Below are 26,974 nucleotides of genomic sequence, written 5' to 3' on the forward strand. Positions count from 1 at the left end.
TTTTTTATTCACTTAATTGAGAAGCATGAAAGCGTAAATGATCATCGATAAAACTAGCAATAAAATAATAGTTGTGACCATATCCTTCCTGCCATCGCAGATTTAAATTAACACCGGCAAGTTCGCAGGCCGCTACGAGTAACTTAGGATTTAATTCCTTCTCAAGAAAAGGGTCCTTTGTTCCTTGATCAATTAGGATCGTACCATGGGGCCAGCCTTTTTCTACTAGCAATTCACAGGCATCATAGTTTTTCCAAAGCGCTTTATCCTCGCCTAAATAACCTTTAAACGCTTTTTGCCCCCATGGCGAGTGCATCGGGGCGCAAATGGGAGCAAAAGCTGATAGAGAACGATATTGTTGCGGTCGTTTAAACGCTATTGTTAATGCACCATGCCCCCCCATTGAATGGCCAAAAATTCCTGTACGTTCTTCATCCAGGGGAAAATGAGTATTGACGATAGTTGGCAATTCTTCAGTGATGTATTGAAACATTCGGTAATGCTTAGACCAAGGTTCTTTTATTGCATCGAGATAGAAACCTGCTGAAACACCGAAATCCGCAGAGACTCTGTCCCCAGGTAATTCAATACCCCGTGGACTGGTATCGGGAACAACGAGAGCCAATCCCAATTCAGCTGCGACTCGTTGAGCACCCGCTTTAGTAATAAAATTTTGCTCATTGGAGGTTAATCCAGAAAGCCAATATAATACCGGAACTTTATGTTGCTTTGCCTGTGGAGGAAGATATAAGGCAAAACGCATCGTGCACTTAGTTACCAATGAAGGATGTGCATAAACATATTGCATCCCACCAAAACAACGATTCTCTTCAACCAATTCAATCGACATGAATTGTTCCTTTTAAAATGTGACAACTGTCCGTATCGATTCCCCATTGTGCATTTGCGCAAATGCTTCGTTAATTTGCTCTATGGGTAAGACATGAGTAATCAAATCATCGATGTTAATTTTGCCATCCATATACCAATCAACTATCTTGGGTACATCAGTTCGCCCTCGCGCACCACCAAAGGCAGATCCCTTCCATACTCTGCCAGTGACTAATTGAAACGGTCTAGTGGAAATTTCCTGACCCGCCCCCGCCACTCCAATAATGGTACAAACCCCCCAACCTTTATGGCAACATTCCAAAGCTTGGCGCATAAGATTTACCTTACCCACACATTCAAAGCTGTAGTCAGCGCCGCCTTTTGTTAATTCAACCAAATAGTTAACTAGATCTCCTTTCAATTCATTGGGATTAACAAAATCAGTCATTCCCATTTTTTCTGCCAAAGCACGACGGTTAGGATTGATATCCACACCGACAATTTGAGCCGCTCCAACCATGCGTGCTCCTTGAATGACGTTCAATCCAATCCCACCCAAACCAAAGACAACAACCCTTGAGCCAGGCTCTACTTTTGCAGTATAAATGACGGCACCAATCCCGGTAGTAACGCCACAACCGATGTAACATACTTTTTCAAAAGGCGCATCTTTGCGAATTTTGGCCACAGCGATTTCTGGCAATACGGTGTAATTAGCAAAAGTCGAGGTGCCCATGTAATGATACAATTTTTCACCATTCAAACTGAAGCGACTGGTGCTGTCTGGCATCAATCCTTTACCTTGAGTAGCTCGAATTGCTTGGCAAAGATTTGTTTTTTGTGAAAGACAATATTCACAAGCTCTACATTCAGGAGTATACAGAGGGATAACATGATCACCGGGTTTTAAAGAAGTCACGCCTTGACCGACCTCAACCACAACCCCAGCCCCTTCATGACCTAAAATGGCTGGAAATATACCCTCCGGATCATCACCGGATAAAGTAAACGCATCGGTATGACAGACGCCCGTTGCTTTTATCTCAATAAGCACTTCACCCTGCTTTGGTCCCTCTAAATCAACCATTTCAATAGTTAAAGGCATCCCTGCTTGATGCGCAACCGCTGCTTTCACTTGCATTTAAAATCCTCTTTGCTTTAAATAAATGCCTAAGATTATGAGCAACATTCAATAAAAAAGAAACCGGAGTTGATTTAGCAGATCATCTCCGATTGGAATCAGAGACTCCTCTTAAAGTTTTTTTGCTGAGTTTTTTTATAATTACAGCACTTATTCTGAGACTTTTATTCCAGCAACGCCCAATAAAAGGGGATTCACAAATTAAAATATATTAATATTAGTTAAAATTGAAATTAGATAAGTATAGCAATACCTTTTTTACCTTTAATTGCTAACCCAATCTTATAAGTTATACTTAAATTACAGCGAAACCCCTTATGCATAATATTAATATGGATCTCAATCAAATTCGCGCTTTTATGGCTGCTGCAGATTTTGGGTCCTTCACACTAGCAGCTGATTTTCTTTACATTACACAATCGGCAATAAGTAAACGTGTTGCCTCGCTGGAATCGGAAATTAAGACTCCATTATTTATTAGAGATCACAATCGTCTGATACTCACCGATGCGGGAAAAATTTTCTTACCCTATGCAATAGAAATACTACAAACCGTACAAACGGGTATTTCATCGGTGAATCTGTTTCTTGAAAAACAAAAAAAACCATTGAAAGTGGGTTTGGATTTTTTAATGGGCAGCTTCATGCTTCCTGACTTACTGGCTTTTTTTAACAAAGACCATCCTGATATTGATTTTTCTGTCAATTACTTATCCCCATTGATGAGTATGCGGGCATTACGCAATCGAGAAATAGAGATTTGTTTGAACTGTATTAGTAATAAAATCATCCACGAATTTGAGTTGATACCGCTATTTACTCTTCCGTTTGTGATTAAAGTAGCTCGTTCACATCCTTTAGCAAAAAAGAAAAAAGTAACGCTAGAAGAGATAATCAATTACCCTGGCATAGTCATGCCCAAATACGCTCCCCCTCGACAAGTTTTGGATAATCACCTTTTTCGGAAAAATTTATTTTTACATATCCAACATGAGGCAGAGCCTATTTTTGCTTTACTTAAGTTAAGCAAATTAGGGTTTGGATGGAGTTTTCTTCCCAAAAATATCATTGATAAAGAGTTGGTAACCATTTATGAGCACGAAGATTTATCAGTGAGATATTTCATAATTTATCGGAAAGGACACAAACTCAGCACAAATGCACAGCAGTTTATTAATATCTTGAAAGAAACTCCTTTTCTTGAATAGTCGGTTGGACCAAGGCCCACCCTACCCAATCTAGCAAATCGCAGGGGCTTGGCCGGCGTTCTTGAAAGATATCTTTCAAGACTCCCTTTCCAATTTCATCGAGCTAGGTATAAGATTTAAGAACTGAACGCCCAAAATTGCTGAGACAATTATGCATACTCTTTATCCAACCATAAAACCTTATAAATGCCATGAGTTATTGGTTAACGAACCCCATATTCTTTATATAGAAGAAGTAGGAAACCCTCAAGGAATGCCAGTAATAGTCCTACATTCAGGACCTGGTGAAGGTGCTAATAATCATTTGCGGCGTTTTTTTGATCCACAAATCTATCGCATTATCCTTTTTGATCAACGGGGCTGCGGGCGCTCTACTCCTCATATAGAACAACAAGAGAATAACACGCAAAATTTGCTAGAAGACATTGATAAGATACGTGATTATTTAGGACTTAGCCGATTTATCTTATTTGGTGGTGGTTGGGGTTCTTTGCTTGCATTATTGTATGCTCAACTTTATCCCCAGCAGGTGTCCACTTTAGTGTTGCATCAAATTTTCTTGGGACGAAAAAAAGATATCGACTGGTTTTATAAAAGCGGAGCAAGTCTCGTTTTTCCTGATTATTGGCAGGAATTTTTTAATTTTGTACCTTGTGAAAATCAGGATAACCTTCCACACTATTATGCCCAATGCTTACAAGGCGATAATGAATTAGTGCGAATGTCTGCTGCAAAAAACTGGGCTATGTGGCAAGCACACTGTAACAGCTTACAAGCTCATCTCACCGTCATTGATCAATATAGCGATCCTCATTTTGCCCTGGCCCTCGCTTGCTTACAAACTTATTACATTAACCACCATTATTTTATCGAAGAAAATCAAATTATCGCTAATGCCCATAAAATCAGGCACATACCTACTTTTATCATTCATGGCCGTTACGATATGATATGCCCGCTCGAAGGAGCCTGGGAATTATACCAAGCTTTACCTGCTTCTAGTTTAAGAGTTGTTAGAGACGCTGGCCATTCTGATCGAGAGATAGGAATTATTGACGCCATTATTGATGCCAGCAAAGAAATTTCACGCCAGGGTTTAGATGCATGTTAACGGTAGTTCAGCGAGTAAGTGAAGCAAAAGTGGTCGTCGATAAACAGACCGTCGGAGAAATCACTCAAGGCTTAATGATTCTTTGTGGCTTTGAAAGCCAGGATACAGAAGCAACCCTTTTGCGTATGTTAGAAAAATGCTTGAATTATCGTATTTTTAGTGATGCGCAGGGCAAGATGAATTTAAGTTTAAAAGAGGTTAATGGCGGACTTTTGCTTGTACCGCAATTTACTTTAATGGCTGATACTAAAAAAGGCTTACGTCCTAGCTTTTCCAATGCAGCTTCCCCTGATTCTAGCCTCACCTTGTTTCAGCGTTTAATAGATCTCGCTCGGGAAAAATATGCTTCTGTCGCGAGTGGTCAATTTGGGGCCAATATGAAAGTTCATTTATGCAATGAGGGGCCGGTCACTTTTTTACTCCAGTTTTAGGTATTTACGGCGAGGTTTTACCTTGAAAGCTGAAGAATATTCCCAAGACTAAGAAAGTGGTGTAACATCAATTTTCGCACTTAAAAAAAATAGAAGAATCATGCGATTAATTGCTACTCTTTCAATCTTAATAGGATCCTTACTGCTTTCTGCCTGCATTCATAAAGGCACTAACCCTGTTGATCCTTACGAGTCAATTAACCGAAATATTCACAATTTTAACATGGCATTTGATGCAACCATGTTAAAACCGCCTGCTAAGTTTTATAAAAAAGTCGTTCCTTCTCCTCTCCGTAGGGGTATTAACAACATGTATAACAACGTATATATGTTGCCCACTGTAGCCTCTGATGTTTTTCAGGGCCAGTTTAATCTAGCAGTCAAAGACAGTTGGCGTTTTCTAATCAATTCTACTATCGGAATTGCGGGTTTCTTTGATGTAGCCGATAAAGGTTTCAGCTTACCACCTCATTACAATGATTTCGGCTTAACTTTTGCTAAATGGGGAAATAAAAACTCAGCTTATATCGTTATCCCATTCTTAGGTCCAAGCACGATTCGTGATGGGCTAGGCTTACCCCTTGATTATCTCTTTACTCCCTATCCTTATCTGCCTAGTGGAGTAGCTATCTATTCCATTGCTGGATTAAGATACGTAGATCTACGCTCACAATTGCTTGAGGCTGAACCACTTATGGAGCAAGCCATTGATAAATATTCATTTATCCGAGATGCCTACTTACAACATCGTAATTTCTTAATTACGGGTGAGCAAGCAGACACCGATGCTTCATTATATGTCGACGGGGATGATGTTAATGGGTATGTGGATGAGGAAAACCCCGCCACGAAAAAACCAGTTATACAAGCTAAGGCGAAATAGTTTTTCATGAACACGATTTAGTATAATAGACATGTTGCATATTGCGTTACATCAACCAGAAATCCCGCCTAATACAGGAAATATCATTCGTTTGTGCGCTAACACTGGCGCACAATTGCATCTAATCCACCCTTTAGGATTTACTCTTGACGATAAGCGTATGCGTCGTGCAGGGCTAGATTATCATGAATGGGCCAATGTTGTTCATTATTCAAATGATCAAGATTTTATAGAGAAGAACCAACAAAGGCGGATTTTTGCCTGTTCGACAAAAGGGCAAAAAAATTATAACGACATTTCTTATCAAGACGAAGATATGTTGCTTTTTGGCGCCGAAACTCGCGGGTTACCTGTCGAATTAAGAGAAGGCTACACTGCGATTCGCATTCCGATGTGCCCTAATAATCGCAGCCTGAATTTATCAAATTCTGTAGCCATTATACTTTTTGAAGCTTGGCGACAGATTGATTTTATTGGCAGTGTTTGAATCGTCATATTATAAAAGGGCAGTGAAACGAATTCCCGTGGCTTCAACGCAGGATCTATTTTAAAGGGAGCTAATCTAGATCCATGGACCTCGCAGTCACCACCGCGAGGTTCTCTTGGCTGGAGGAAAGAACCGCTCATCAATTACGCTGTAAACGGCAAATTGGGAACTATTCCATCTATTGCCTGTTGATATGCAGCTTCTTTTGAAAAAAAAGTGCGATAAAAAGGTTTTAAACCTACGCTTAAAATATCGGTGAGTTTCTGATTAAAATCTCTTTCATGCCAATCTGCCCCATTCAAAGCACAAATTTCTAAAACTCCAGCGATCATTTCTCTATCTTTGCAATCAAACAATTTCTTACCTTGAAGTTCTTGACACAATACATGCAATGCTTGATATCGATTGATTAATTTTTGTTGTTTGCTAGTAGGCTCATCGGGTGAGACAACCTCTCCTTTCTCAGTCACTTTTATCTCTTCTAACATTAACTTATTTTGCAAACGCAATTTAAAACTCGTTACATTTTCTTTCAAAGCGCTTACGTTTTCAAAAGCTTGCACTAAAGGACAAAAAAAGTTAACCGCATCGGCATGCAATTTCAGCTGGATTTGCTGCACGCACCTGCGGAAATTTTCAAAAACATTGTCGCTCATAGCCGCTATGCTTTCTAATAACTCAAACTCATTCATTGGGATGGTCATCACGACCATCCATCCAGGCTGATTCATATTCCTTTCTACAAGCTTGGAAAAATCGGAGGTATCTTGAAGAAAACTTACAAATTGAGTTGAATCGCTAATAGAAGTTATATCAATGGTCGTTTGAAAATTCACATCCATCTTAATTGCTAAAACAATGTTGATTAGGGCAAGAAAAGTAGTAAGGGTATAGCCTATTTCGCCATAAGCAAGTGAGCGATGATATTGGATGTAGTTATATAAAAAATTAATTGGCAAGATATCCTTTTCACAGATATCGGTCTTGCTTAGCTCGTAGGCCCCCAGTTGAACTAGTTCATCTGCACCAAGAACCTTCTTCATCTGTTCGTATTTTTGATTTATAAAACGAGACAACTCCAGAGCCTTAAAATAATCTCCCTCTCTTAACGCATCAACAAACTCCTGGGCACCGTCCATCTTTCGTCCTTGATCTCGGTCAGTTTGATCCCAGTATATCGATAAACTCATTTTAATCGCAAAAAAAAATTAAGACCTGAGCATTTACCAAGAAATTTTTAGATTTAATCTATTTAATATCCTATTCTTATAGTGAATGAATCAAAAAATTATGAGAGAAAATAATCATGCCGGAATATAGTTATAGGGGATTTCAGATTTCCTATGAGATAAATTCGTCTAAAAATCGTTTATACAAAGCGGATGGGAAAGTGATTAAGCAAGGAAAAGAACAATCTTCCGCACCACAAAAATTTCATACGGAACATTTTAGTGAAAAAGGTGCAAAGATAGAGATTAAAAAATTAATTGAAAATTATGTAGATTTTGAATGGGAAGAGTTCCATGAAATGCATTGAGTAGGCTAGCTCTAGCCCATTCAAATTCGCGCAACAATGGGCGTTGTTTCATGTTAAATTTCCCGCAAAGAATGTAGCAGCTGTCTTGAAAAGACAATTGCTACATTTGCAAGCTGGATACTAATTATTTTCGCAAAAATAGTCGGCCTAATAGAAAACCAATCCCTGCAGCGACCGTTAAAGCTGATAGAGGGCTTTCATGGACCTTTTGTACAACTTTATCCGAATGTTCTTTTATATTTCCATGCAAATGATCAAATTGGCTTCTGCCTTCGTCATATATTTGGCCACCCAATTTTTTAGCCTCTTGGTAGACATGATCAGCTTGCTCAGCAATTTCTTCTCGGTGGGAACTATATTGATTAAGTTTGGATTTATTAGGTTCAATGTTCATTTTAGTTTCCTTAAAATAAGATATAACTAATCAATTCATTTTTCTCTTAGTCGTTTTTGGTTTCTTGCTCATGGCTGATTTAGCTTCCCGCATGGTTCGCTCAGCATTTTCTCGAATTTCTGCGGTAGCAGAGAACAAATTTTTCTCTAAAATTTCAGTAGCCTCTTCTAAATAATCAAGCACTTTATGACCATTCTCTATAAAAACACTTACTTGCTTTTCAAAAATATCTTGTGGCTGTCTTAACCGTGCCCATTCCTCAGGTTTAATATAGGACATACTTTGTACAGTCTTAATATTTAACTGAACCAATTCCTGCATAGGAATTTGAAGTCGTTTATAAGTATCTTTCATTTTATTTTGCATGGCATTCTCCTTATGCTGCAACGCACAATATAAGTTTAGTTGTCTAATATCACCTTGTCCAATTTATTCGATGAACCGAAAAAAAAAAAAGAAATAACCGCTTTCACTTGACGCAACGAGGGATAATATTCCTATAATTTTTCTCGTAATATCAACTATTCAGACAGACGAGGTTAAGTATGACGGAGCGATACACCTTTGCAGAGATTAATGAGCTAACTGCTGACCGCATCATAGAACTGGGTGGAAAACCGATTAATCTTTATCGAATTTTAGCAAATCAACCTGAAATGTTGGATGCCTGGTTAGAGTTTGCCTATAGCATACGGTTTTTAGCGAAGACAGCACGACCGCTAAGAGAATTAATGATTTTAAGAACTGCACAACTACAGAATTCGGCTTACGAATGGTATCAACATAGAAAGATGGCCACTGCCGCTGGAGTCGATGAACATCAAGTTGCTGAATTACCTATGTGGCGTTCCTCTAATGCATTTAGCGCAAAAGAAAAAGCCGCCTTAAGCCTAACAGAGGCGATAGTACAAGGCCAGGTCAGTGATGACATTCATGCAGAAGCCGCACAGCATTTTACCCAAGCAGAAATGATTGAATTAGTAATGACGGCTAGTTTTTACTCGATGGTGCCTCGAGTTTTATCCGCCTTAGCAGTAAAAATAGAAGGTAGATAATCAGGAGAAGTCGTCTTAAATCTATATTCCTGGACTCCCGCTTTCGCGGGAATCCAAGAATAACCTTGAACTACATTACTCAATGAGGTTATTCTAATCCAATTAATTTGGACGGGCAGCGATAAGCATTTCCTAAATTAGTTACGTTAGTTTGCTGAGAACCGCCACTCATGAAACCACCATGGCGATCAAATGATCCACTCATTGATCCGGTGACTCCTGCTCGATTAGTTACTAGTTGTATATAATTTGCACCTAATTTCACCGCTTTATTCTTAAGATCATTCATCGCACCTTCTTCTAGGTTACGATTGGAAGTAAATCCGCCGGTAAAGAAATTACCCTGGTTACCGACCACTTGACCTAGATACTTGCATCCTTTAGGAACGGGATTAGGCGAAGCAATGATACGAGCTGCCTGCGGATCGGGAGGAATCGATGCGCAACCACTGATAATAAGAGTAATCGCAGAGATAGAAAGTAATTTCTTCATTTTTACAACCTTATTGTTAGATATTTTTTGCACACTAGAATCAAACTAGCATCAAGATATTACTCTATTTTAAAACCAATAAACAGAACCTATTTATTCAATTTTACTAAGGAAGGTAGTAACTGTCATGAGATTCTGTCCTCCTGTCCAAGCGACTCTCCGCGGCGGTGACCGCGGGGTTGATTTGTTCAACAGAGCCACTTAAACAGTGGCACTCTTAACTTTTAACAGGAACAGGGCAGAAACTCAGACCTACAGCGCCTGGGATATTTGCTGGGTTGTAGACAGCAACATTATCATCTATATCCGCTTTATTGTTGGTAAATAAATTTAAAGCAAGACAAACCTGAGCTTGATTCATGGTCAATGGTGTACCTGCTGAACCACCTATTAATATTGCTCCCCCGCGATCAGGCTCTCCCACTGAGGAACTTATAGCAATATTTCCTGTAAAAGCATTACTAGAAATCTTAGCATTTCCAGAAAGATCAACAGCAATTGCTCCTCCTCCTGGTGCCATAGTGGTTACTGTACCACTGTTGTTATTACTAAATTGATTAGCTATTTGGTTAAAGAAGAATAGAGGCGAGGAGGTACCCGCTGGTACTCCCACAATTGCATTATTTGCAAAAACATTATTTACAATTCGCGATTGTGTGGGCAGAGGAACACCAAATACAGAATTCCCAAAATTAGAGGAAAAAATTGCCCCGCCTTGCAATTGCGCTGCATTACCAGAAAAAGAAGATTGCGTTACTGTTGTAGCGATGGAGTCCAAATAAATTGCTCCCCCAACACCCCCGAGATTGTGAGTAAATTCGCAGCCACTAATCAGTGCTTGTGAACCTGCATTGGGGAGTATTCCAAAAACATTGACCCCTCCTCCTCCAAATGCTGCGGCAAAATTATTTGCAAACTTTGAGCTTGTAACAGTTAAAAAATGAGGGCTACCATCATCAAAAGGAACGTGGAAGAAAATGGCTCCGCCACCGAAACCTGTAGAAGTAGTTACATTTCGTGTAAAAATTGAATTAGATACTGATAAATTAGTATTAATAGTACCAATGGCTCCGCCGCTAGAATCTGACTCAGGACCTAACAATGCATTATTATTGAAACTACAGGATGAAACAGTGAGGGCTGCAGAATCCTTACTTCGAATAGCTCCACCATTACGAAAAGCAGCATTTCCCTCAAATTGACTTGAACTAACGTTAAAGCTGGCACCAATCATAGCTGTCAAAGCCCCGCCACTTCCGCCCGGGAATAGAGCAACGTTATTAAAAAACTGTGAATAATTAATAGTTATTGAGGTACCAAAATCTACTGCTGCAGCAGCCCCTCCCCCTGAACTTAAAGCAAGAAGCACTCCTGCTAAGGTCTCTGTCACCGATGAGTTAACACCATCACTTGCATTCTGGTCAAAGAGCACTCTACTTAGTTCAACGGTTGAGCCATAGCGAGCTAAAAGACCTCCACCTGCAGCATGCGCGAAATCTAAACTTAGGAGTACATTGTTCGTTCCCAAAACTCCTTGATCCGGGCCATTGGCGAATCCACCTCTGACAATCAAGCTATCAAGTTTAACATTCTTAGACCCTGAACCCGGAGGAATATCATCGCCAACCATAATCACATGCCAAACTCTATCGTTGCTAGGGGTATAGGGAGTCAGGCAATTGGAAGCCATATCACCACATAAAATTGTGGGATGAAGTAATCCATTTCTTTCTTCGCGTAAAGTTTCATTCCCGAGAAAACCTCCATAGATGGCCGTATCAGCTCCTATACGGAAAGTTCTTAGCTTAGGAGTATTAACTCCAAAAGCACCACCCACAACTCCTTGAACGGAATAGACTTGAGTAGGTTTATACACCCCCCTTGCTACCCAAATTTCTACTGCACTCGCATTGAGCGCAGCAGCTTCTAGCGCGGATTGTAAATTATTAAATGCGGTAGCCCAACTCCTTCCATTACCATTTACAGCTAAACTTCCATTAACGAAGAGTCTTGTCGCCGCTGCTGTAGTGACGTTCAAGACATCTGAGGCGCTCGGTTGATAACACTGTAAAGGATTGCCTTGGCTGCAAACCACAGGACCTCCGGATAAATTATTTGGTATGTCGCTGCCATTCACTTGCAAAACTAAGGTACAGGATTGTAAATACCCTAATGGAAAAGGGTTACCACAGATTCCGAATCCTGACGACATTTGGGTGATACCGGGAATCGGTTGCATGACTAAAGTATGTGATTTATTTGATTGATTAGTTACGAGATACTTAATTGTTGCAGTTCCCGTTGGACTCAATGTAATTTTGGATGGAAAACTTGGATCTGGCGTAAATGTCCATAAAGGAACGCCAGCCTGAGCTACAGTGAAAAAATTCAAACTAATTAAACTAAGACCTAATAGAGGCAACAAACGCAATAATTTCATAATGTATCCCTACGCGACATTTCAGGCCGCAAACCTTAACCGGCTCTACAGAGGTGAAAATGGTAAAGCATCTAAACATAGAAAGTTATATATATCAATACCATTAACTTTAGTTTTACCGCCCAGTTCAGGGTAAGAAAAAGTATTACTTCTTTTGATAGAAAACAAAGTTAAGCACTATAGAAACTCCCAAACAGCAAGTGGAGGAGACAGTTACCAAACACTCCTTCGCGGGCCAAGAAAAATCCCTCCGGATATCTCGGTTTCTTTGATCAGGGGAACGTCTCAAAGCGGGCCTTTTGAATTCAGCTATCAATTTAGGTTCTTAAAATGAAAGCACTATTCCAGCTCATCCAACCTTAAAGACTGCCGAATAGTGTAAAACTCTTTCCAAGGATCCGATTTTAATTTCGCTAATCGTTTGGGGAGGGTACGAACAGTATAAAAGGTCTCTGCAAAATTATCGCTTAACTCATCCCAACTAATTGGAGTAGCGACTGGAGCGTGAAGCCTGGCGCGGGTTGAATAGGGGGCAATTGCTGTGGCGTCGTGTTGATTACGCAAATAATCGACAAAAATTTTCCCTTTTCTTTTTACTTTTGCCATTTTGCTAACGTATTTTTCCGGGTTCCTTTTTTCCAAATATTCAGCAAAAATACGAGTAAAATTCTTCACCTCATCCCAATGGAATTCAGGTTTTATTGGTATGACTATGTGAAGCCCCTTCCCTCCTGTCGTTTTTACAAAAGATCTAAGCTGATACTGTCTTAATTGCTCTTTGATATCAAACGCTGCCTCAACAACCATTTTCCACTCAACATCAGGCCCGGGATCCAAATCAAAAATAAGAATATCAGGATACTCAAGATGTTCGATTTTACTTCCCCAGGGATGAATTTCTAATACGCCCATCTGCACTAAATTAAGCAGCCCGGCTTTATTATCCAGATAAATATATTGCTCCACGGTACCATTTTTATTTTCAACAGGAATGCTATGCAATTTTTTACCGGATTTATTGAGGTGTTTTTGATAAAAACACTCTTCGTACCCAGAGGGACATCGCACTAAAGTTAATGGCCGATGACTTATATAAGGTAAAATATAATCACTGATTTCATCATAATAATGATAAAGATCTTGCTTGGTAATTTTATCCTCTTTATACAGAATTTTTTCTGGATGAGTCAGCTGCAAAGAACTCGATAAAGAAGCGTTCGATTTAATTGCTTCTATCGATGTTTCTTTCTCTGCGGTTACTTCTTTTGATTTTTTATCCATTCGCAATCCTTTGAAACTTGGATGTCTTAATCTCCCCTCCTGGGTCCATTGTGAAAACTCAACTTCAACAACCAGTTTTGGTTCAACCCAGGTGGCAACTTTTGCTTCTGGAGGAAGCGTCCTAAAAGGATTTTTTTTGCTAATTAGCGGTTTTAACTCATCATAAACCGCTTTTAAAGATGCCGCAGAGAATCCAGTTCCGACATTGCCGGTGAATACCAACTCGCCCTCTTCGTTAAATACACCTAGATAAAGTGAACCAAAATATTCTCGTGATCGCTTAGGTTTTGAAAATCCGCCCACTACAAACTCCTGTCGGCTTGAACACTTAATTTTCAACCAAGATTTATTACGTTTACCGATATAACGACTATCCACGCGTTTCGATACGATTCCTTCCAAATCAAACTCGCAGGCCCGTTCCAGCATTTCTTCACCGTGTCCCACAATGTGGTTGCTGTATTTGATGGAGGAAGGCGCTTCTTGCAACAGTGAAGCCAAAATCGTTTTTCGTTCAATAAGCGGTAAGGAACGTAAATCATATTTTTCAAGGTATAACAGATCGAAAATATAATAATAAAAATGAACATTTTTTTCTGATTTGATAGCGTTTTGCAATAATTGAAAATTTGAGCGGCTGTTTTTATCCAAAATGACAATTTCGCCATCAAAAATACCCTTCGTAAGGGGAAGTTTTTGGATATCGGGGATCAAACTTTTAAATTCCTTTGTCCAATCTTTTTCATTCCGAGAAAAGAACTGCAGATCCTTTCCTTTTTTCACAGCAAACATACGATAGCCATCTAATTTTACCTCATGCAACCACTCATCTCCTTGCGGCGCTTTATCGACTAAAGTTGCTAATTGGGCAGATATCTTTTGTGGAAATAGACTAGAAGAGCCTAACTTTGCTTTTAATTCGGAGTTAATATCCTTGGACTTATAACCTTTTTTAGTCCAGATGCCATCATAATGGAGACTAATTTCTTCCATCGATTGATGATGAAGCACACTGAGCGATTCTTCTTGAGTAATATCATAATTTTCTTCGGATTTAGCGTATTGATCCTTGTATTTAATCAAAAACCATTCTTTCTCTTTAAAACGAATTAAATCCCAACGACCTTGTAATTTTTTAGCAATTAATTCAAAACGAAGATGTCCTTTTTGATAGGCTTTGACGGCATCATCATCCAGCGAATGCCACTGTCCTTCATCCCATAACATGACAGTACCACCGCCATACTCTCCTTTGGGAATAATGCCTTCAAAGGTTCCATATTCAATTGGATGATCTTCAACATGAATCGCCAAGCGCTTTACTTTAGAGTCAAGACAGGGTCCTTTTGGAACAGCCCAACTTTTAAGTACCCCTTCCAATTCCAAACGAAAATCATAATGCAGATGACTTGCCGCATGCTTTTGGATGACAAAAAGGGAATTTTTAGTGCTATGCACTTGGCCCTTCGGTTCGCGTGTTTTTTTAAAATTCCTTTTTTTATGATAGCTATCGAGACTCATAGAGTATCCTTACTGCTAGGGCCATGGCCGAATACAGTAATTATAGCCAAGAGGAAACTAATTCAGCTAAGCAACGTAGGTAATCTCCCGCGATGTCTAAATTGGTTTCAGCTTCGATTTCGCGAATACAAGTTGGGCTAGTCACATTAATTTCAGTTAAATAATCGCCAATAACATCAATACCAACAAAGTAGAGGCCCATCGATTTAAGCGTCGGAGCAATCTGCTGACATAACCAACGATCACGCTCGGTGATCGCCACCACCTTACCTCGAGCACCTGCAGCAAGATTACCACGCAGTTCACCTTTGGCAGGAATACGGGCCAAAGCATAGGGAACAGGTTCGCCATTGATTAATAAAATTCGCTTATCGCCTAAACTGGTAATTTCGGGAATATATTGCTGCGCCATAATGTTAGCTGTTTGACCTTCGGTTAGCATTTCCAAAATGACAGATAAATTTTCGGCATTCTCATTGACATGAAAAACAGAGCTACCTCCCATGCCTTCGAGTGGTTTAAAGATCACATTTTGATGTTCTTTCCAAAAGGCACGTAGTCGCTTTATGTCGCGACTAACAAGAGTTTGCGGGCAACATTGAGGAAAATTTAAGGTAAAAAATTTCTCATTCGCATCGCGTAGGCTACTTGGTTTATTCGCAACTAAAACGCCATCTCGTTCAGCAAGTTGTAGGGCATAGGTTGAATAAATGTATTCCATATCAAAAGGCGGATCCTTGCGCATCAATAGGATATCGAATTCATTTAAAGCCTGTTCGCCTTGCTCTTTAATCTCAGCCCACTGACTAGCGTTTTCATCGCCTATTTTGATTGAAAACACGCGAGCATAGGCATGACCTTGCCGGCAGTATAAATCGTCTTGAGTAAAATAAACGCAGGACCAGCCCAAAGCCTGCGCACTTTTAAGCATAGCAACTGTCGAATCTTTATAAGCCTTAAGTTTATGTACTGGATCCATCAATACGGCTAGTTTCATTACTCGCCTCCAATCGCTGCAATTTCCCTTGCCGCAGCAAGAGCCGCCAATCGCGCTATAACTCCATAGGCATAAAACCGATTAGGACAATCCACAGCCGCTAAATCGTTACGTGGCATATTACAGGCTTGTGCAAAAGCAAGTGGTTCAAAATGCATACCCGGCGCATTAAGATTTTCATCGATACCACGACCTTGGTGTACTCGATAAAAACCTCCAACAACAAATTGGCCAATCATATAAACCACAGGTTCAGCCACCGCACCATTAGGCATTGTTTCAAAGGTATAGACTCCTTCTTGAATCATCACCCTCTCGACTTTACGGCTTCCCTTGCTTGCCGCCATCTTTGTTCTTTGTTTGCGATTAAGTTGGCGCAACTCATCACCTTCATGCACCGTCATGACACTCATACCATAAGTGCCGTTATCAGCCTTAACTACGACAAAGGGTTTGTCTGAAATATCATAAGTTGTATATTTGTCTTTGATCATTGCCAATAATTTATCCACATGATCAGCTAAATTATCCACGCCTTCTTGAGCCATAAAATCGACTCCGTCTACTGCATTAAAGTAGGGATTGATTAACCAAGGATCCATGCCAACTAACTTGGCAAATTCGGTAGCTACCTCATCAAAAAAATGAAAATGGCTGGATTTAAGCCTGGAAGCCCAACCTAATTTAGGTGTAGGTCTTATGCGTTGCTGCAAGTTTTCTAAAATTTGGGGAACACCCGAAGAGAGATCATTGTTAAGCAGGATCATACAAGGGTCAAAATTATCTAGCCCTATTCTATCTTTCTCACGATGTAGAGGCTCAATTAATAGAGTTTGTCCCTCTTCCGTAGTCATTTCTGTATCTTCGGTTACTTCAGGATCTAGACTTCCTATTCGCACTACAAATCCCGCTTTCATAAAAATATCACGCAGCATCAATAAACTGCTTAAATAAAAGCGATTTCGAGTATGACTCTCGGGTAAGAGCAAAATATGCTTACAACTTGGCATGTAATCAACCAAAACTGATTGAGCTGCCTGAATACATAACGGTAGAAAATCACGATTAAGATTATTAAATCCTGCGGGAAATAAATTAGTATCGACCGGCGCTAGTTTAAATCCAGCATGACGTAAATCCACGGAGGAAGTAATCGGTGGAGCGGTTTCTTGCCACTTTTCGCGAAACCAGGATTCAATGGTAACAATTTGTTTTAAAATAATTTTTTCCACATGATATAAGGGACCACTGTGGGCAGTAGTTAAATGAGGTACGGGGACATCCTCTGCATGCATAATTTCTCCAGTAACAAGCTTTATCAAAGGATGTTAACTCAGGTTAAGGATTGAATGAAATAAAACTTTATGAATTCATTTATTATAGAAAAAGTTAGAAAATTTTCTACTGATCGGTTCCCTCGCTGAAAGTTCCTACCAATTTTTTCCTCACTAAACCCGCTCTATCAACTCCCTTTTTCCAATAGGGTCATACTCTCTGTTCAAACCCTTCGCGGACGAGGGTTATAAAATACTTACTAAATAACCACCTTCCTGTCATAATTCTTCGTGGCTCTAATTGAGACTAAACTGTGAATAACGCCAAAACCGTGCTCGCCTTAATTATTTTAATTGTACTAGGATTTATCTGGGGTTCAGGATATACACTCGCCAAATTTGCAATGACTAATGGCGTACCTCCTTTAGGCTATGCTTTTTGGCAATCACTCGGACCCGCTTTATTATTAACCCTCTTCTGTCTCAGTAAGCAATCCTGCCCCCTGTTTCAACCACAATATTGGATCTATTTTCTCGTCTGTGGTTTAGTCGGTATTGCCATTCCCAATACGAATATGTATTTCATCGCCAGCCATATTCCAGCAGGCCTTCTTGCCGTATTGGTGAATACCGTACCTCTACTGGTTTATCCCATGGCGTTAATAGCAGGTCAGGAACGTTTCGATAGCTGGCGCATTCTTGCTCTTTTATTAGGTATGACTGGTATTTGGTTAATTATTTCTCCAACCAACCAAGACTTAGTCTCAGGTTGGACTTTACTTGCCTTAATCAGCCCTTTAGCCTTTGCGTTCTGCTCAATTTACATCACTGCGAAACAGCCATCGACTTTAAACGTTTTGCAATCAGCGAGTGGCATGTTACTTAGCGCCTCTTTATTACTCACTCCGCTGGTAATCCAGCAACATGCCTTCTACCCGCTTACTTTGTCTTTTACGCCTGTTGAGCGAGTTGTACTCTTAGAAATTGCCCTTTCAAGTATCGGCTACTTACTTTTCTTCAAATTAGTCAATCTAGCCGGCCCGGTTTTTTATAGTTTGACGGGTGGAATTGTCGCTTTAACCGGTTTATTTTGGGGATTTGTTATTTTTCACGAGAAACCCAGTTCGTTACAGAGCCTAGCGATTGCCTGCGTGCTTTCTGCACTTTTTCTGTTATCATGGCGGCAATCAAAAACAATTCAGGGCGCATAGGACATGCTAACCGACTATATTCAACAATATGATAATCAAATTCAGACCTTTCATTATTTATTAGTACTTATTAATGCAATTCTGCATGTCCTTTTTGCCGGCGCTGTAGCACGTGATGCAGGAAACCTTTATCAATTAGGCCAACGCCCTGCCTTAGTATCTGCAGGAACCTGGGCTTTTGCTACGCTGCTTGGCGGGGTAGTTACTGCTGCAATTTATTGGTTTATTCACCATTCCACTCTTACCAGACCTATGCTCAGAGAGAATCATTATGAGAGAAGCTAAAATCAATACCATCGATGTCCATGAATTAAAAAAACGACGTGATGCAAACCTGAACCTATGTTTGATTGATGTACGAGAATCACATGAGTGGCAAGCCCTACGTATCCCAGGTGCTTTGCATATTCCCAAGGATGAATTACCGGCTAACATCGAGGCGCTAATCCCGGAACGAGATAGACCTATTTATTTACATTGCAAAGCGGGAGTACGTTCTCTCTATGCTGCAAATTGTTTACTTAATATGGGTTATCAAGAAGTGTATTCGATCGATGGCGGGATTGCTGAATGGGCGATGGTTGGTTATCCAGTAGAATCCTTTGAATAGCCCCGTATTAACAATGCTAATACGGGATGAGGACACTAAGGCATTTAGCAATTAGTTTAGAGTAGCACCAGGTGCAGGCTCAGCATTGTCTTGCCTATTGCTCGGGTCGGTAGTTGACGCAGCAGTTGGGGCAGGTTTAGGAGTGGTATAAATGCCAAAAGAAGAAAGGTAATCAGTTAAGCCCCATGATGACCCACCTTTTTTCGCATCTTCCAGTTTTTGCATTTCGCGTTCTTTTTTCTTCTCTTCTTTTACTCTTGCCAATTGTGCTTCATGTTCCTCTTTAGCACGCTTCAGCTCTTCTTCCTTTCGAGCTTTTAGGTCTTCTGCCTGTTTAGCCACATTTCGCTCAACAATCCCAAGCGAAGCTTCAAGGATTATGTTAGAACTTAACTTAAGATAGGCACTTACATCGAGATCTTGAATATCAGAAAACGCATGCTTTTCCCTAAATCCTTGAGTGGATTGCTTATCCATATGTTCGTGTGGAACATAAACATAAGATTCAATAAAATTCTTCGCAGTTTGCATAAAGGTTTGCATCCGCTCATGGCTCATCTCATTCTCTTTAGTACGGCCAGAACTCGCGAGTAATCCACGGAAAAATTCACTTCCGTCCCCTATGTAACCCCCTTTGTAGGTAGTACTTGCCCCTTCGACATGCCTAGGATCCATAATGCTTTCACTATTGCCAGTTGCGATTTCTGCAGCTACCAGCGTACTAAGACTGGTGAAGATTATCCCCCTTAGTAACTCCTGCTGTTGTTCTTGTTCTGTAAGTTTATTGACTGCATCGCGATCAGATTCACAAAGCAGCTCCATTAACTTTTCAGTTTCAGCTTCGAGAAATAGCTCAGTTATTCGATTTAAAAATTGAGCTTGGTATTTACGGTGAGGAGGTAATTCTTCAACAGTAAGAACCTTCCCATGTTTTCTTCTTAAATCTTCAATAGCATGCACAAACCCTGGATTACGAAGCTGTCCTTCTTTAGGTACAGATCCGTTAAGTTGTTCACTATACGGCCTAATAACAAAATCACCCATCTTTTCTCTCCTTAGACTCCATGAAATAGGTTGATAAAGTACATCGAGGACTCAGTGTAAACTAATTAAATTAATTCGTCATGGATTTTCTTTAAACTAATTAACCAATTAGAAAGCTCATGATTAGACTAAAAAAAAATCGTTTGAGCAATGTTAGAGCATCGCATAAAAATCAATCTGAATTATTTAAAATCATTTTTCCCGTTTTAAATTGCTTTTTTGCTATTTACGCTCAACTGAAACTCATTTAGGATGCACACATTAATTTTTTCGTTAAGAGATCAAGATGAAAAAAGGGCTGTTTTTAATCGTATTGTTTTTCTCTTCTATATCATTCGCTAATCCGCCTAAACTCGTCGTTCAACTGGTCATTGATCAATTACGTGGCGATTTAATCAATCAATATCGCCATGAGTTTGGCAAAAATGGATTTAATTACTTGTTAGCCCACGCGCTTGACTACCATAATGCCCATCATCCTCATGCCAATACGGTAACCTGTGTGGGGCATGCGACCATTGCAACGGGTTCATACCCTGCATTACATGGCATCGTTAATAATGATTGGTATGATAAAAAAATAGCTAAAAGCCTTTATTGTGTCGAAGATGAAAAAAGTGCGATCTTACCGACAGCCCGCACGCAAAAAATGCTGGAAGGACGCTCTCCTCGCCAACTAATGGCCTCCACTTTGAGTGACGAGCTAGTCTTAGCACAGGCAGGTCGTGCTTTCGCCGTATCTTTAAAAGATCGTTCTGCCATTACCTTGGCAGGTCATGCAGGTAAAGCATTTTGGTTTGATAAAGAAAATGGTGGTTTTGTTACCAGTCAGCACTATTATTCCTCTTATCCTCAATGGGCAATCGAATGGAATAAACGCTATGAAACCAAAGATGAGACTTGGAATCTAAGCCAACAAGTGGATAGTTATCATTTTGCCAAAGCCCCACGCTTCATCAATCGCTTTCCTGGCTTTGGACAAAACTTCCCTCATCATTTGGGGACTCCGGGCAGTGCCGAGTATTTCAAATTTTTATCCATAAGCCCCTTAGCCGATGAATTAACCGCCGATTTTGCCATTACCTTATTAACACAAGAAAATTTGGGTAAAACTAAGGATAAAACTGATTATTTAGCCATCAGCTTTTCAGCTGTCGATGGAATAGGACATCAGTTTGGACCGAATAGCCTTGAATCAGAAGATAATTTATTACGCTTGGACAAAACCTTGGCAAAATTATTAGCCGCTCTTCAGCAACAGGTTGGACTGGAAAATACTTTGATCGTACTTACCGCTGATCATGGGGTCAGTGATTCGCAAGCTTACTTAGCTGCTCATCAAATTCGCCAAAATCATTCTTTAAAAACAGCGCAACTGCAAACCATCATCGAAGATACCTTAGCTAAACGTTATCACTTAGCTGCGAATACCTTGCAAGCAATCTCATTACCCTACATTTATCTTAATCATCAATTAATTCATGAACGGCAATTATCAGTTCATGAAGTGAGTGCTTACTTAGCTGATGTTTTGCGGCAACAACCTGGCATTTTCCAAGCTTATTCCCTGCCTTTAACCAATATTGAACGCGACTGGTTAAGTGCTAAGGTCGATAAAATGGCATTTCCTGAGCGTTCTGGCGATCTGTATTTAGTGCCGCCACCTTATCAAGCATTGGCTGATAAAAGCGAACAACGCGTCGCTCATGGTACACCCTGGCAATATGATAGCTACGTCCCTTTATTATTCGTCAATCCTAAGTTTAAAGCACAACGTATTTATCATGCGGTGAACACCACCGATATCGCACCTACTTTAGCGGCTCTCTTGACTATCAAACAGCCTTCTGCAGCGGTTGGGCAACCACTTATGGAAGTTCTGCACGAATTTGAGGTGAAAAGCTAAGGAAGTTAAAAAGTCATCTTGCAATTAACCTCGCTTCTGGCTACTTTTAAACAATAAGGGTCTAAAATCCAAGAGTAGGTTATGGAAAACAAAGCAAAAACCTTCGTTCTTTTAGCGGCCCTGACAGCCTTGCTTCTTATTATTGGTAATTTGTTAGGAGGACACATCGGGCTGCTCATAGCGCTCGCTTTAGCTGTTTTTATGAACTTTAGCGCCTACTGGTATTCTGACCAAATCGTATTGCGCGCCTATCAAGCACAACCATTGGATGAAAGCCACCCTGTTTACAACATCATTGCTCAATTAACAAAAAAAGCACAAATTCCAATGCCCAAAGTCTATTATGTTGAAACACCTGTGCCGAATGCCTTTGCCACTGGTCGTAATCCCGAGCATGCGAGTATCGCAGTGACTACAGGTATCTTAAATCGTATGAATGAAGAAGAATTAGCTGGGGTGCTTGCTCATGAAATGTCACATGTCATTCATCGAGACACCCTTATTAGTGCTGTGACAGCCACTCTTGCCGGAGCTATTAGTTCTTTAGCCAATATTTTCATGTGGACTTCAATAGGCCGCTCATCAGATTCAGACGATCGCGTTAATCCCATCGGTGCATTATTAATGACCATTCTTGGACCTATAGCAGCAGGACTGATTCAGATGGCTGTCTCACGCTCTTGTGAGTTTGATGCCGATGCCAGTGGTGCTAAACTGTGTGGGAACCCCTTGTGGTTAGCTAGTGCGTTAGCAAAACTCGAAGAAGCCAATCAGCAAGGCCAATTCCAAGCAGCAGATGAACACCCAAATACCGCCCATATGTTTATTGTTAATCCGTTAAGCGCAGAAAAATTGACCCAATTATTTTCTACTCACCCACCCACTGAAGAACGAATAAGACGTTTACAAGCGATGGCAAAAGAATCATGGGTAAGATGAGATAATGGAATAAATTGTAATCGCCCAGGTCAGCAAAAACTGAGCGCTTACAATAGAATTGCAAGTTCAACAGGAAGAAAAGATGATTACTTTTTTAAGGCCGTTGCTTGGATTAATCCAAGGGGTAGCTGCTTATTTTATAATCACAAAGGCTCATCTTTCTATAGCAGGTACTGTCTGCGCTCTTATTGTTTTCACCTTCCCTTTGCTCGCTTTGCAAATAAAATTACCTTCTAAAAAAACCCTTTTCCTGGGTCTGACGATTCTTATTTTAATGGGGCTCATTTACGGTTTTGCTGCCTATCATCTTATGGAAACGTTACAAACTTCGAGCGGTTTTCTTGCCTTTCTTTTAGCTGTCCAATGTGGTGTAAGTCTTTTTATCTTTTTTGTTTTTTATTGTGTGATTGTTGAAGAGGGAGATTTCCATTTTCCCTATTCCAGTTTATTTAGTGAATCTTGGCAAATACTTTTAAAACTATTTTTTGCGAAGCTACTTGTTTCTTTAACTTGGGGCTTATTTATTTTGGCAGCGAAGTTATTCGAATTGTTGAATATTACTATAATAAGTAACCTAGTTTTTAGTAAACCATTCACCTATATCTTGCCTCCTCTTTTCTTTGGTGTCGCAATGGCTATCTTGTATCATTTTGAAGATATTTTAACTAAATTACGCAATATTTTATTGGCTTTTTGTCAATTCCTTTATCCAATTTTCGTCGTCATTAGTTTAAGTTTCTTGTTAATCCTACCCTTTGCACACAAAGATTTCGCCGATTTTTGGCTAGTTATTGTCGGTTTAAGCATCATTAACATTCTCTTGTTTAATGGAATTTTTCAAGCTAGCTCTACCCAGTCACCCTATCCACGCTGGTTTTCTATTGTCGTCTATGCATCATTTATTCTTATCACAATTTATAGTTTTTATATTTTGAAATTCCCCCTTCTTGAAATACAGAATTATGGTTTTAAACCGCAAGTTTTTCTATTATTTCTATTACTTGCATTTATTTTTGCCTACCACTTTTGGTATAGCTTAGCCATTTTCTTTAGTTCTAAACCTTGGCTATCTATGATAAAAAATGCGAATACGATTATGGCCTTTGTGATCGGATTAATTTATCTCATCTTAGCTTTGCCTTTGATTAATATTGGCAAGATTTCCTCAAAGTTACAGCTCTCGCGACTACTGAACAAACAAGATATCATTAATCCAAATAATCCTTTTAATTCACAGGGTTATTTAGTGGGGGCAAACCTAAAAAACGCCAATCTCGAAGGCCGTGATTTACGTAATATCAATTTTTCAAATGCTAATTTACAAGGAGCCAATTTAGTCAAAGCTAATTTGCGAAATGCAGACTTATCTCAAGCAAATTTAATTGACGCCAATTTGAATTCAGCAAATTTACAATACGTCAATTTTAAGGAGGCAAATTTAACGCAAGCCAAATTAGCAAATACTAATTTAACCTTTAGTAAATTTGATAAGACAAATCTCATTATGACTAATTTCGCCGGAGCCAATCTACAACATGCCTGGTTTAATCAAGTCGTCTTTCAAAACACCAATTTTACTAATGCTGACTTGCGTAATTCCTACGGTTTAACCCAAGAAGAATTAAACAATGCCTGCGGTGGAATGGTGACACTGCCGGAAAAATTATCCATCTCCCCTTGTCCCAGAGAATGATTAATCAGCCTAGGAAAAATATTAAGTGTATAGAGGTTGATAACTTGCGTTGAAACACCATTCTAAGGATAATTCATTTTTTGTAGCTAGCTTACCGGGTAAAATATGGGATATATAAGCCAATTTATTACTAATCATTGGGGACTTTGGCTCGCCTTAGTCGTGATTTTATTGTTAATTTTCATCAATGAACTTCTCTCTCGTAAAAAAAGAGCAAAAGAAATATCTCCTCAAACAGCAGTCAATTTAATCAACCATGAAAATGCTGTGGTAGTCGATTTACGTGAGGTAGATGCTTTCCGTAATGGCCATATCATTGATGCAGTACGCGCTACTCCCGATGATTTTTCTCAACAACGCATGGATAAGTATAAAGCGAAAACGCTAATATTAGTTTGTGCTCGCGGTTTGCAATCTGCGCAACTCGCAGCTAAATTACAAACAGAGGGTTTTTCAAAATTCATGGTTTTAGCCGGCGGAATAGCCGCTTGGCAAACTGCTGAATTACCCTTAGTAAAAGGAAAATAGAATATGGCCACAGTAATTATGTACAGTACTGGTTATTGTCCTTATTGCCACTCAGCTAAAGCGCTGCTGGAAAAAAAAGGCGTACAGTATACTGATATTCGTGTCGATGAAGAGCCTAGTAAACGCGATGAAATGATAGCCAAAAGTGGAAGACATACCGTGCCACAAATATTCATAAACGACCAACACATTGGCGGTTGTGATGATATGTACGCCCTAGAAAGTAAAGGGCTATTAGATGAACTTTTACAAAAATAGGAAAAAAAATGTCAGAACAAGTCAATGCTCCTCAACAAGATGAAGCGCAATTTATGATCCAACGCATTTATGTTAAAGATTCTTCTTTTGAGACTCCAAATACTCCTGCGGTTTTCCAACAACAATGGGAACCTGAATTATCTTTAGATTTAAACACTCAACATGTTGAGTTAGAAAAGGGTGTATATGAAGTAGTTTTAACGGTCACTGCTACAGTAAAAAACCAAAATGCCGTCGCATTTTTAGCCGAAGTCAAACAAGCTGGTATTTTTACTATTCAAGGCGCTCCATCTGAACAACTCGATCATTTACTAGGCAGTTTCTGCCCCAGCATTCTTTTCCCTTATGCGCGCGAAACGGTTACTGCTCAGGTTATTCGTGGTAGCTTCCCACAATTAGTGCTAGCTCCGATTAACTTTGATGCGCTCTACATGCAGCAACTTGAAGAGAAACAAAAAGGTAAGCAAGTAGAGACAGAATCAACAACACACTAAACCACGAAGCTCTAACTCGAGGAGTGTAATGTTTTCACGAATGGCTGTTTTTGCTCGAAAGTGAGTCAGATATGGCCATTCCTAGGTGGGGCTGAGTACTTAAACCATGAAAAAATCAACGGTTGCCATACTTGGTGCCGGCTCTTGGGGCACTGCTGTTGCTATCCATTTAGCTAAAAATGGTAGTCAAGTTATGCTATGGGCACACAATCCCCAGCATGTTGAAGAAATGATTAAACTACGTTCTAATCAACGTTATCTACCCTCTATTCCTTTTCCAGATTTACTTGTCCCAACGAATGAACTCAAGCAATGCTTCACTGAAGCCACGGAGACAATTATCGCAGTACCCTCTCATGCTTTTGCGAGTTTGTTGCGACAATTAGATAAACCCAAACACGGCATTGCCTGGCTCACAAAGGGAGTCGACCCAGATAGTCATCGCTTGCTTAGTCACTTGGTCGCAGAACAATGGGGAGAAACCTTCCCTTTGGCGGTCATTTCTGGCCCTTCTTTTGCCCAAGAAGTAGCTAACTTTTTACCCACTGCACTCACCTTGGCTTCAAATAATCCTATCTATCAAAAAACAATAAGAACGTTGCTGCATCATGACAATATTCGTGTTTATTTGAGTAATGATGTTATAGGTGTGCAATTATGCGGGGCAGTAAAAAATGTATTAGCCATTGCCTGTGGTATTAGTGACGGTTTAGGCTATGGGGCCAATGCAAAAGCGGCTTTAATCACCCGAGGCATAGCTGAAATGAGGCGTTTGGGTACTAAAATGGGAGCACGCGAAGAAACATTTATGGGTTTGGCTGGTCTTGGCGATCTAGTACTCACCTGCACCGACAATCAATCTCGTAACCGACGATTTGGTATCCAGCTAGGCCAAGGCACGAATCTAATCGATGCAGAGAAACAAATCGGGCAAGTTGTAGAAGGCAAACATAATGCGGCACAAATATGTCATTTAGCAGAGCAATTTGCAGTTGAAATGCCTATTTGCTCGCAAGTTAACAGTCTTTTACAAGGAAAAATTACTCCTCAACAAGCAGTGACTAATTTGATGAGTCGCTCCCCAAGAGAAGAATAAAATTTCACCTCACTCGCTTGCGCTAGACTTCGACGAAAAAAATCAGGAGAGAGCCAACTAAGCCGTCAAGGAATGAGATTTTCAATATTGCTCTTTCTGAAATAAAATATC

Annotated in this window: 28 protein-coding genes; 17 read left to right on the forward strand and 11 right to left on the reverse strand. The window is 39.9% G+C overall.

Going from position 1 to position 26,974, the window contains the following annotated elements; genetic code table 11:
* Positions 1-4: 4 nt before the first annotated feature.
* The gene (fghA, locus tag Ldro_RS11565) at positions 5-850 is read right to left on the reverse strand and encodes an S-formylglutathione hydrolase (protein WP_058496566.1); all 846 of its coding nucleotides are present in this window, start codon (positions 848-850) and stop codon (positions 5-7) included.
* 12 nt (positions 851-862) lie between these two features.
* Entirely contained in the window at positions 863-1,972 is a 1,110-nt protein-coding gene (locus Ldro_RS11570; RefSeq protein WP_058496567.1) for an S-(hydroxymethyl)glutathione dehydrogenase/class III alcohol dehydrogenase, read from the reverse strand.
* A gap of 317 nt (positions 1,973-2,289) precedes the next feature.
* Between Ldro_RS11570 and Ldro_RS11575 the strand changes: the two genes are divergently transcribed.
* The 5 genes from Ldro_RS11575 (at position 2,290) to trmL (ending at position 6,092) form a co-directional block, all read left to right on the forward strand.
* Positions 2,290-3,180: a LysR family transcriptional regulator gene (locus Ldro_RS11575; protein ID WP_083497955.1), complete on the forward strand. Its 891-nt coding sequence runs from the start codon at positions 2,290-2,292 to the stop codon at positions 3,178-3,180.
* A gap of 151 nt (positions 3,181-3,331) precedes the next feature.
* Entirely contained in the window at positions 3,332-4,291 is a 960-nt protein-coding gene (gene pip / locus Ldro_RS11580) for a prolyl aminopeptidase (RefSeq protein ID WP_058496569.1), read from the forward strand.
* Positions 4,285-4,722 carry a D-aminoacyl-tRNA deacylase gene (dtd, locus tag Ldro_RS11585; protein ID WP_058496570.1) on the forward strand — a complete coding sequence of 146 codons (438 nt, stop codon included), beginning with the start codon at positions 4,285-4,287 and terminating at the stop codon, positions 4,720-4,722. Before pip ends, dtd begins: the two co-directional genes overlap by 7 nt.
* Positions 4,723-4,822: 100 nt before the next feature.
* On the forward strand, positions 4,823-5,605 hold the full coding sequence (locus Ldro_RS11590) for an MlaA family lipoprotein (protein WP_058496571.1): 783 nt from the start codon (positions 4,823-4,825) through the stop codon (positions 5,603-5,605).
* A 31-nt stretch (positions 5,606-5,636) separates the two neighbouring features.
* Complete coding sequence (gene trmL, locus Ldro_RS11595; RefSeq protein ID WP_058496572.1) at positions 5,637-6,092, forward strand: tRNA (uridine(34)/cytosine(34)/5-carboxymethylaminomethyluridine(34)-2'-O)-methyltransferase TrmL; 456 nt, start codon at positions 5,637-5,639, stop codon at positions 6,090-6,092.
* Positions 6,093-6,235: 143 nt separating this feature from the next.
* On the opposite strand, the gene Ldro_RS11600 is transcribed toward trmL, so the two are convergent.
* Positions 6,236-7,282, reverse strand: coding sequence for a hypothetical protein (locus Ldro_RS11600; protein WP_131764193.1), 1,047 nt, complete (start codon positions 7,280-7,282; stop codon positions 6,236-6,238).
* Between the two features lie 116 nt (positions 7,283-7,398).
* Between Ldro_RS11600 and Ldro_RS11605 the strand changes: the two genes are divergently transcribed.
* Positions 7,399-7,629, forward strand: a complete 231-nt coding sequence (locus Ldro_RS11605; protein ID WP_058496574.1) for a hypothetical protein — start codon at positions 7,399-7,401, stop codon at positions 7,627-7,629.
* Positions 7,630-7,753: 124 nt separating this feature from the next.
* On the opposite strand, the gene Ldro_RS11610 is transcribed toward Ldro_RS11605, so the two are convergent.
* A complete protein-coding gene (locus Ldro_RS11610; protein ID WP_058496575.1) occupies positions 7,754-8,023 on the reverse strand; it encodes a hypothetical protein in 270 nt (89 codons plus the stop codon).
* Between the two features lie 30 nt (positions 8,024-8,053).
* Positions 8,054-8,389 carry a hypothetical protein gene (locus Ldro_RS11615; protein WP_058496576.1) on the reverse strand — a complete coding sequence of 112 codons (336 nt, stop codon included), beginning with the start codon at positions 8,387-8,389 and terminating at the stop codon, positions 8,054-8,056.
* 179 nt (positions 8,390-8,568) lie between these two features.
* Between Ldro_RS11615 and Ldro_RS11620 the strand changes: the two genes are divergently transcribed.
* Positions 8,569-9,078: a carboxymuconolactone decarboxylase family protein gene (locus Ldro_RS11620; protein ID WP_058496577.1), complete on the forward strand. Its 510-nt coding sequence runs from the start codon at positions 8,569-8,571 to the stop codon at positions 9,076-9,078.
* 88 nt (positions 9,079-9,166) lie between these two features.
* Here Ldro_RS11620 and Ldro_RS11625 read toward each other — a convergent pair whose 3' ends face one another.
* From Ldro_RS11625 to gshA, 5 genes are all read right to left on the reverse strand, one after another.
* The gene (locus Ldro_RS11625; protein ID WP_058496578.1) at positions 9,167-9,571 is read right to left on the reverse strand and encodes a DUF4156 domain-containing protein; all 405 of its coding nucleotides are present in this window, start codon (positions 9,569-9,571) and stop codon (positions 9,167-9,169) included.
* Positions 9,572-9,788: 217 nt separating this feature from the next.
* Positions 9,789-12,011, reverse strand: a complete 2,223-nt coding sequence (locus Ldro_RS11630) for a hypothetical protein (RefSeq protein ID WP_058496579.1) — start codon at positions 12,009-12,011, stop codon at positions 9,789-9,791.
* Between the two features lie 339 nt (positions 12,012-12,350).
* Positions 12,351-14,813 (reverse strand): DNA ligase D, encoded by a 2,463-nt coding sequence (gene ligD / locus Ldro_RS11635; RefSeq protein WP_058496580.1) that lies wholly within the window; start codon positions 14,811-14,813, stop codon positions 12,351-12,353.
* Positions 14,814-14,853: 40 nt separating this feature from the next.
* Positions 14,854-15,810: a glutathione synthase gene (gene gshB, locus Ldro_RS11640; RefSeq protein ID WP_058496581.1), complete on the reverse strand. Its 957-nt coding sequence runs from the start codon at positions 15,808-15,810 to the stop codon at positions 14,854-14,856.
* On the reverse strand, positions 15,810-17,105 hold the full coding sequence (gene gshA, locus Ldro_RS11645) for a glutamate--cysteine ligase (protein ID WP_058496582.1): 1,296 nt from the start codon (positions 17,103-17,105) through the stop codon (positions 15,810-15,812). The genes gshB and gshA overlap by 1 nt, the downstream gene beginning before the upstream one ends.
* Before the next feature lie 293 nt (positions 17,106-17,398).
* On the opposite strand from gshA, the gene Ldro_RS11650 reads away from it, so the two are divergent.
* From Ldro_RS11650 to Ldro_RS11660, 3 genes are read left to right on the forward strand one after another with little or no spacing between them, the layout of a single operon-like run.
* A complete protein-coding gene (locus Ldro_RS11650; protein ID WP_058496583.1) occupies positions 17,399-18,295 on the forward strand; it encodes a DMT family transporter in 897 nt (298 codons plus the stop codon).
* A 3-nt stretch (positions 18,296-18,298) separates the two neighbouring features.
* Complete coding sequence (locus tag Ldro_RS11655) at positions 18,299-18,580, forward strand: hypothetical protein (RefSeq protein ID WP_058496584.1); 282 nt, start codon at positions 18,299-18,301, stop codon at positions 18,578-18,580.
* The gene (locus Ldro_RS11660) at positions 18,567-18,905 is read left to right on the forward strand and encodes a rhodanese-like domain-containing protein (RefSeq protein ID WP_058496585.1); all 339 of its coding nucleotides are present in this window, start codon (positions 18,567-18,569) and stop codon (positions 18,903-18,905) included. The genes Ldro_RS11655 and Ldro_RS11660 overlap by 14 nt, the downstream gene beginning before the upstream one ends.
* Before the next feature lie 51 nt (positions 18,906-18,956).
* Here the strand turns inward: Ldro_RS11660 and Ldro_RS11665 are convergent, their stop codons facing one another.
* Positions 18,957-19,949, reverse strand: a complete 993-nt coding sequence (locus Ldro_RS11665) for a hypothetical protein (protein WP_058496586.1) — start codon at positions 19,947-19,949, stop codon at positions 18,957-18,959.
* A gap of 286 nt (positions 19,950-20,235) precedes the next feature.
* Between Ldro_RS11665 and Ldro_RS11670 the strand changes: the two genes are divergently transcribed.
* The 7 genes from Ldro_RS11670 to Ldro_RS11700 all read left to right on the forward strand — a co-directional run bounded on the left by Ldro_RS11670 (position 20,236) and on the right by Ldro_RS11700 (position 26,863).
* Entirely contained in the window at positions 20,236-21,855 is a 1,620-nt protein-coding gene (locus tag Ldro_RS11670; RefSeq protein ID WP_058496587.1) for an alkaline phosphatase family protein, read from the forward strand.
* Positions 21,856-21,936: 81 nt separating this feature from the next.
* The gene (gene htpX / locus Ldro_RS11675) at positions 21,937-22,794 is read left to right on the forward strand and encodes a zinc metalloprotease HtpX (RefSeq protein ID WP_058496588.1); all 858 of its coding nucleotides are present in this window, start codon (positions 21,937-21,939) and stop codon (positions 22,792-22,794) included.
* 82 nt (positions 22,795-22,876) lie between these two features.
* On the forward strand, positions 22,877-24,487 hold the full coding sequence (locus tag Ldro_RS11680) for a pentapeptide repeat-containing protein (RefSeq protein WP_058496589.1): 1,611 nt from the start codon (positions 22,877-22,879) through the stop codon (positions 24,485-24,487).
* A 105-nt stretch (positions 24,488-24,592) separates the two neighbouring features.
* The gene (locus tag Ldro_RS11685) at positions 24,593-25,015 is read left to right on the forward strand and encodes a rhodanese-like domain-containing protein (RefSeq protein ID WP_058496590.1); all 423 of its coding nucleotides are present in this window, start codon (positions 24,593-24,595) and stop codon (positions 25,013-25,015) included.
* A gap of 3 nt (positions 25,016-25,018) precedes the next feature.
* Positions 25,019-25,273, forward strand: a complete 255-nt coding sequence (grxC, locus tag Ldro_RS11690) for a glutaredoxin 3 (RefSeq protein ID WP_058496591.1) — start codon at positions 25,019-25,021, stop codon at positions 25,271-25,273.
* Positions 25,274-25,281: 8 nt separating this feature from the next.
* The gene (gene secB, locus Ldro_RS11695; protein ID WP_058496592.1) at positions 25,282-25,767 is read left to right on the forward strand and encodes a protein-export chaperone SecB; all 486 of its coding nucleotides are present in this window, start codon (positions 25,282-25,284) and stop codon (positions 25,765-25,767) included.
* A 106-nt stretch (positions 25,768-25,873) separates the two neighbouring features.
* The gene (locus tag Ldro_RS11700) at positions 25,874-26,863 is read left to right on the forward strand and encodes an NAD(P)H-dependent glycerol-3-phosphate dehydrogenase (RefSeq protein ID WP_058496593.1); all 990 of its coding nucleotides are present in this window, start codon (positions 25,874-25,876) and stop codon (positions 26,861-26,863) included.
* Positions 26,864-26,974 lie beyond the last annotated feature (111 nt).

The sequence above is a fragment of the Legionella drozanskii LLAP-1 genome (assembly GCF_001467585.1).
GTDB classification, from domain to species: domain Bacteria; phylum Pseudomonadota; class Gammaproteobacteria; order Legionellales; family Legionellaceae; genus Tatlockia; species Tatlockia drozanskii.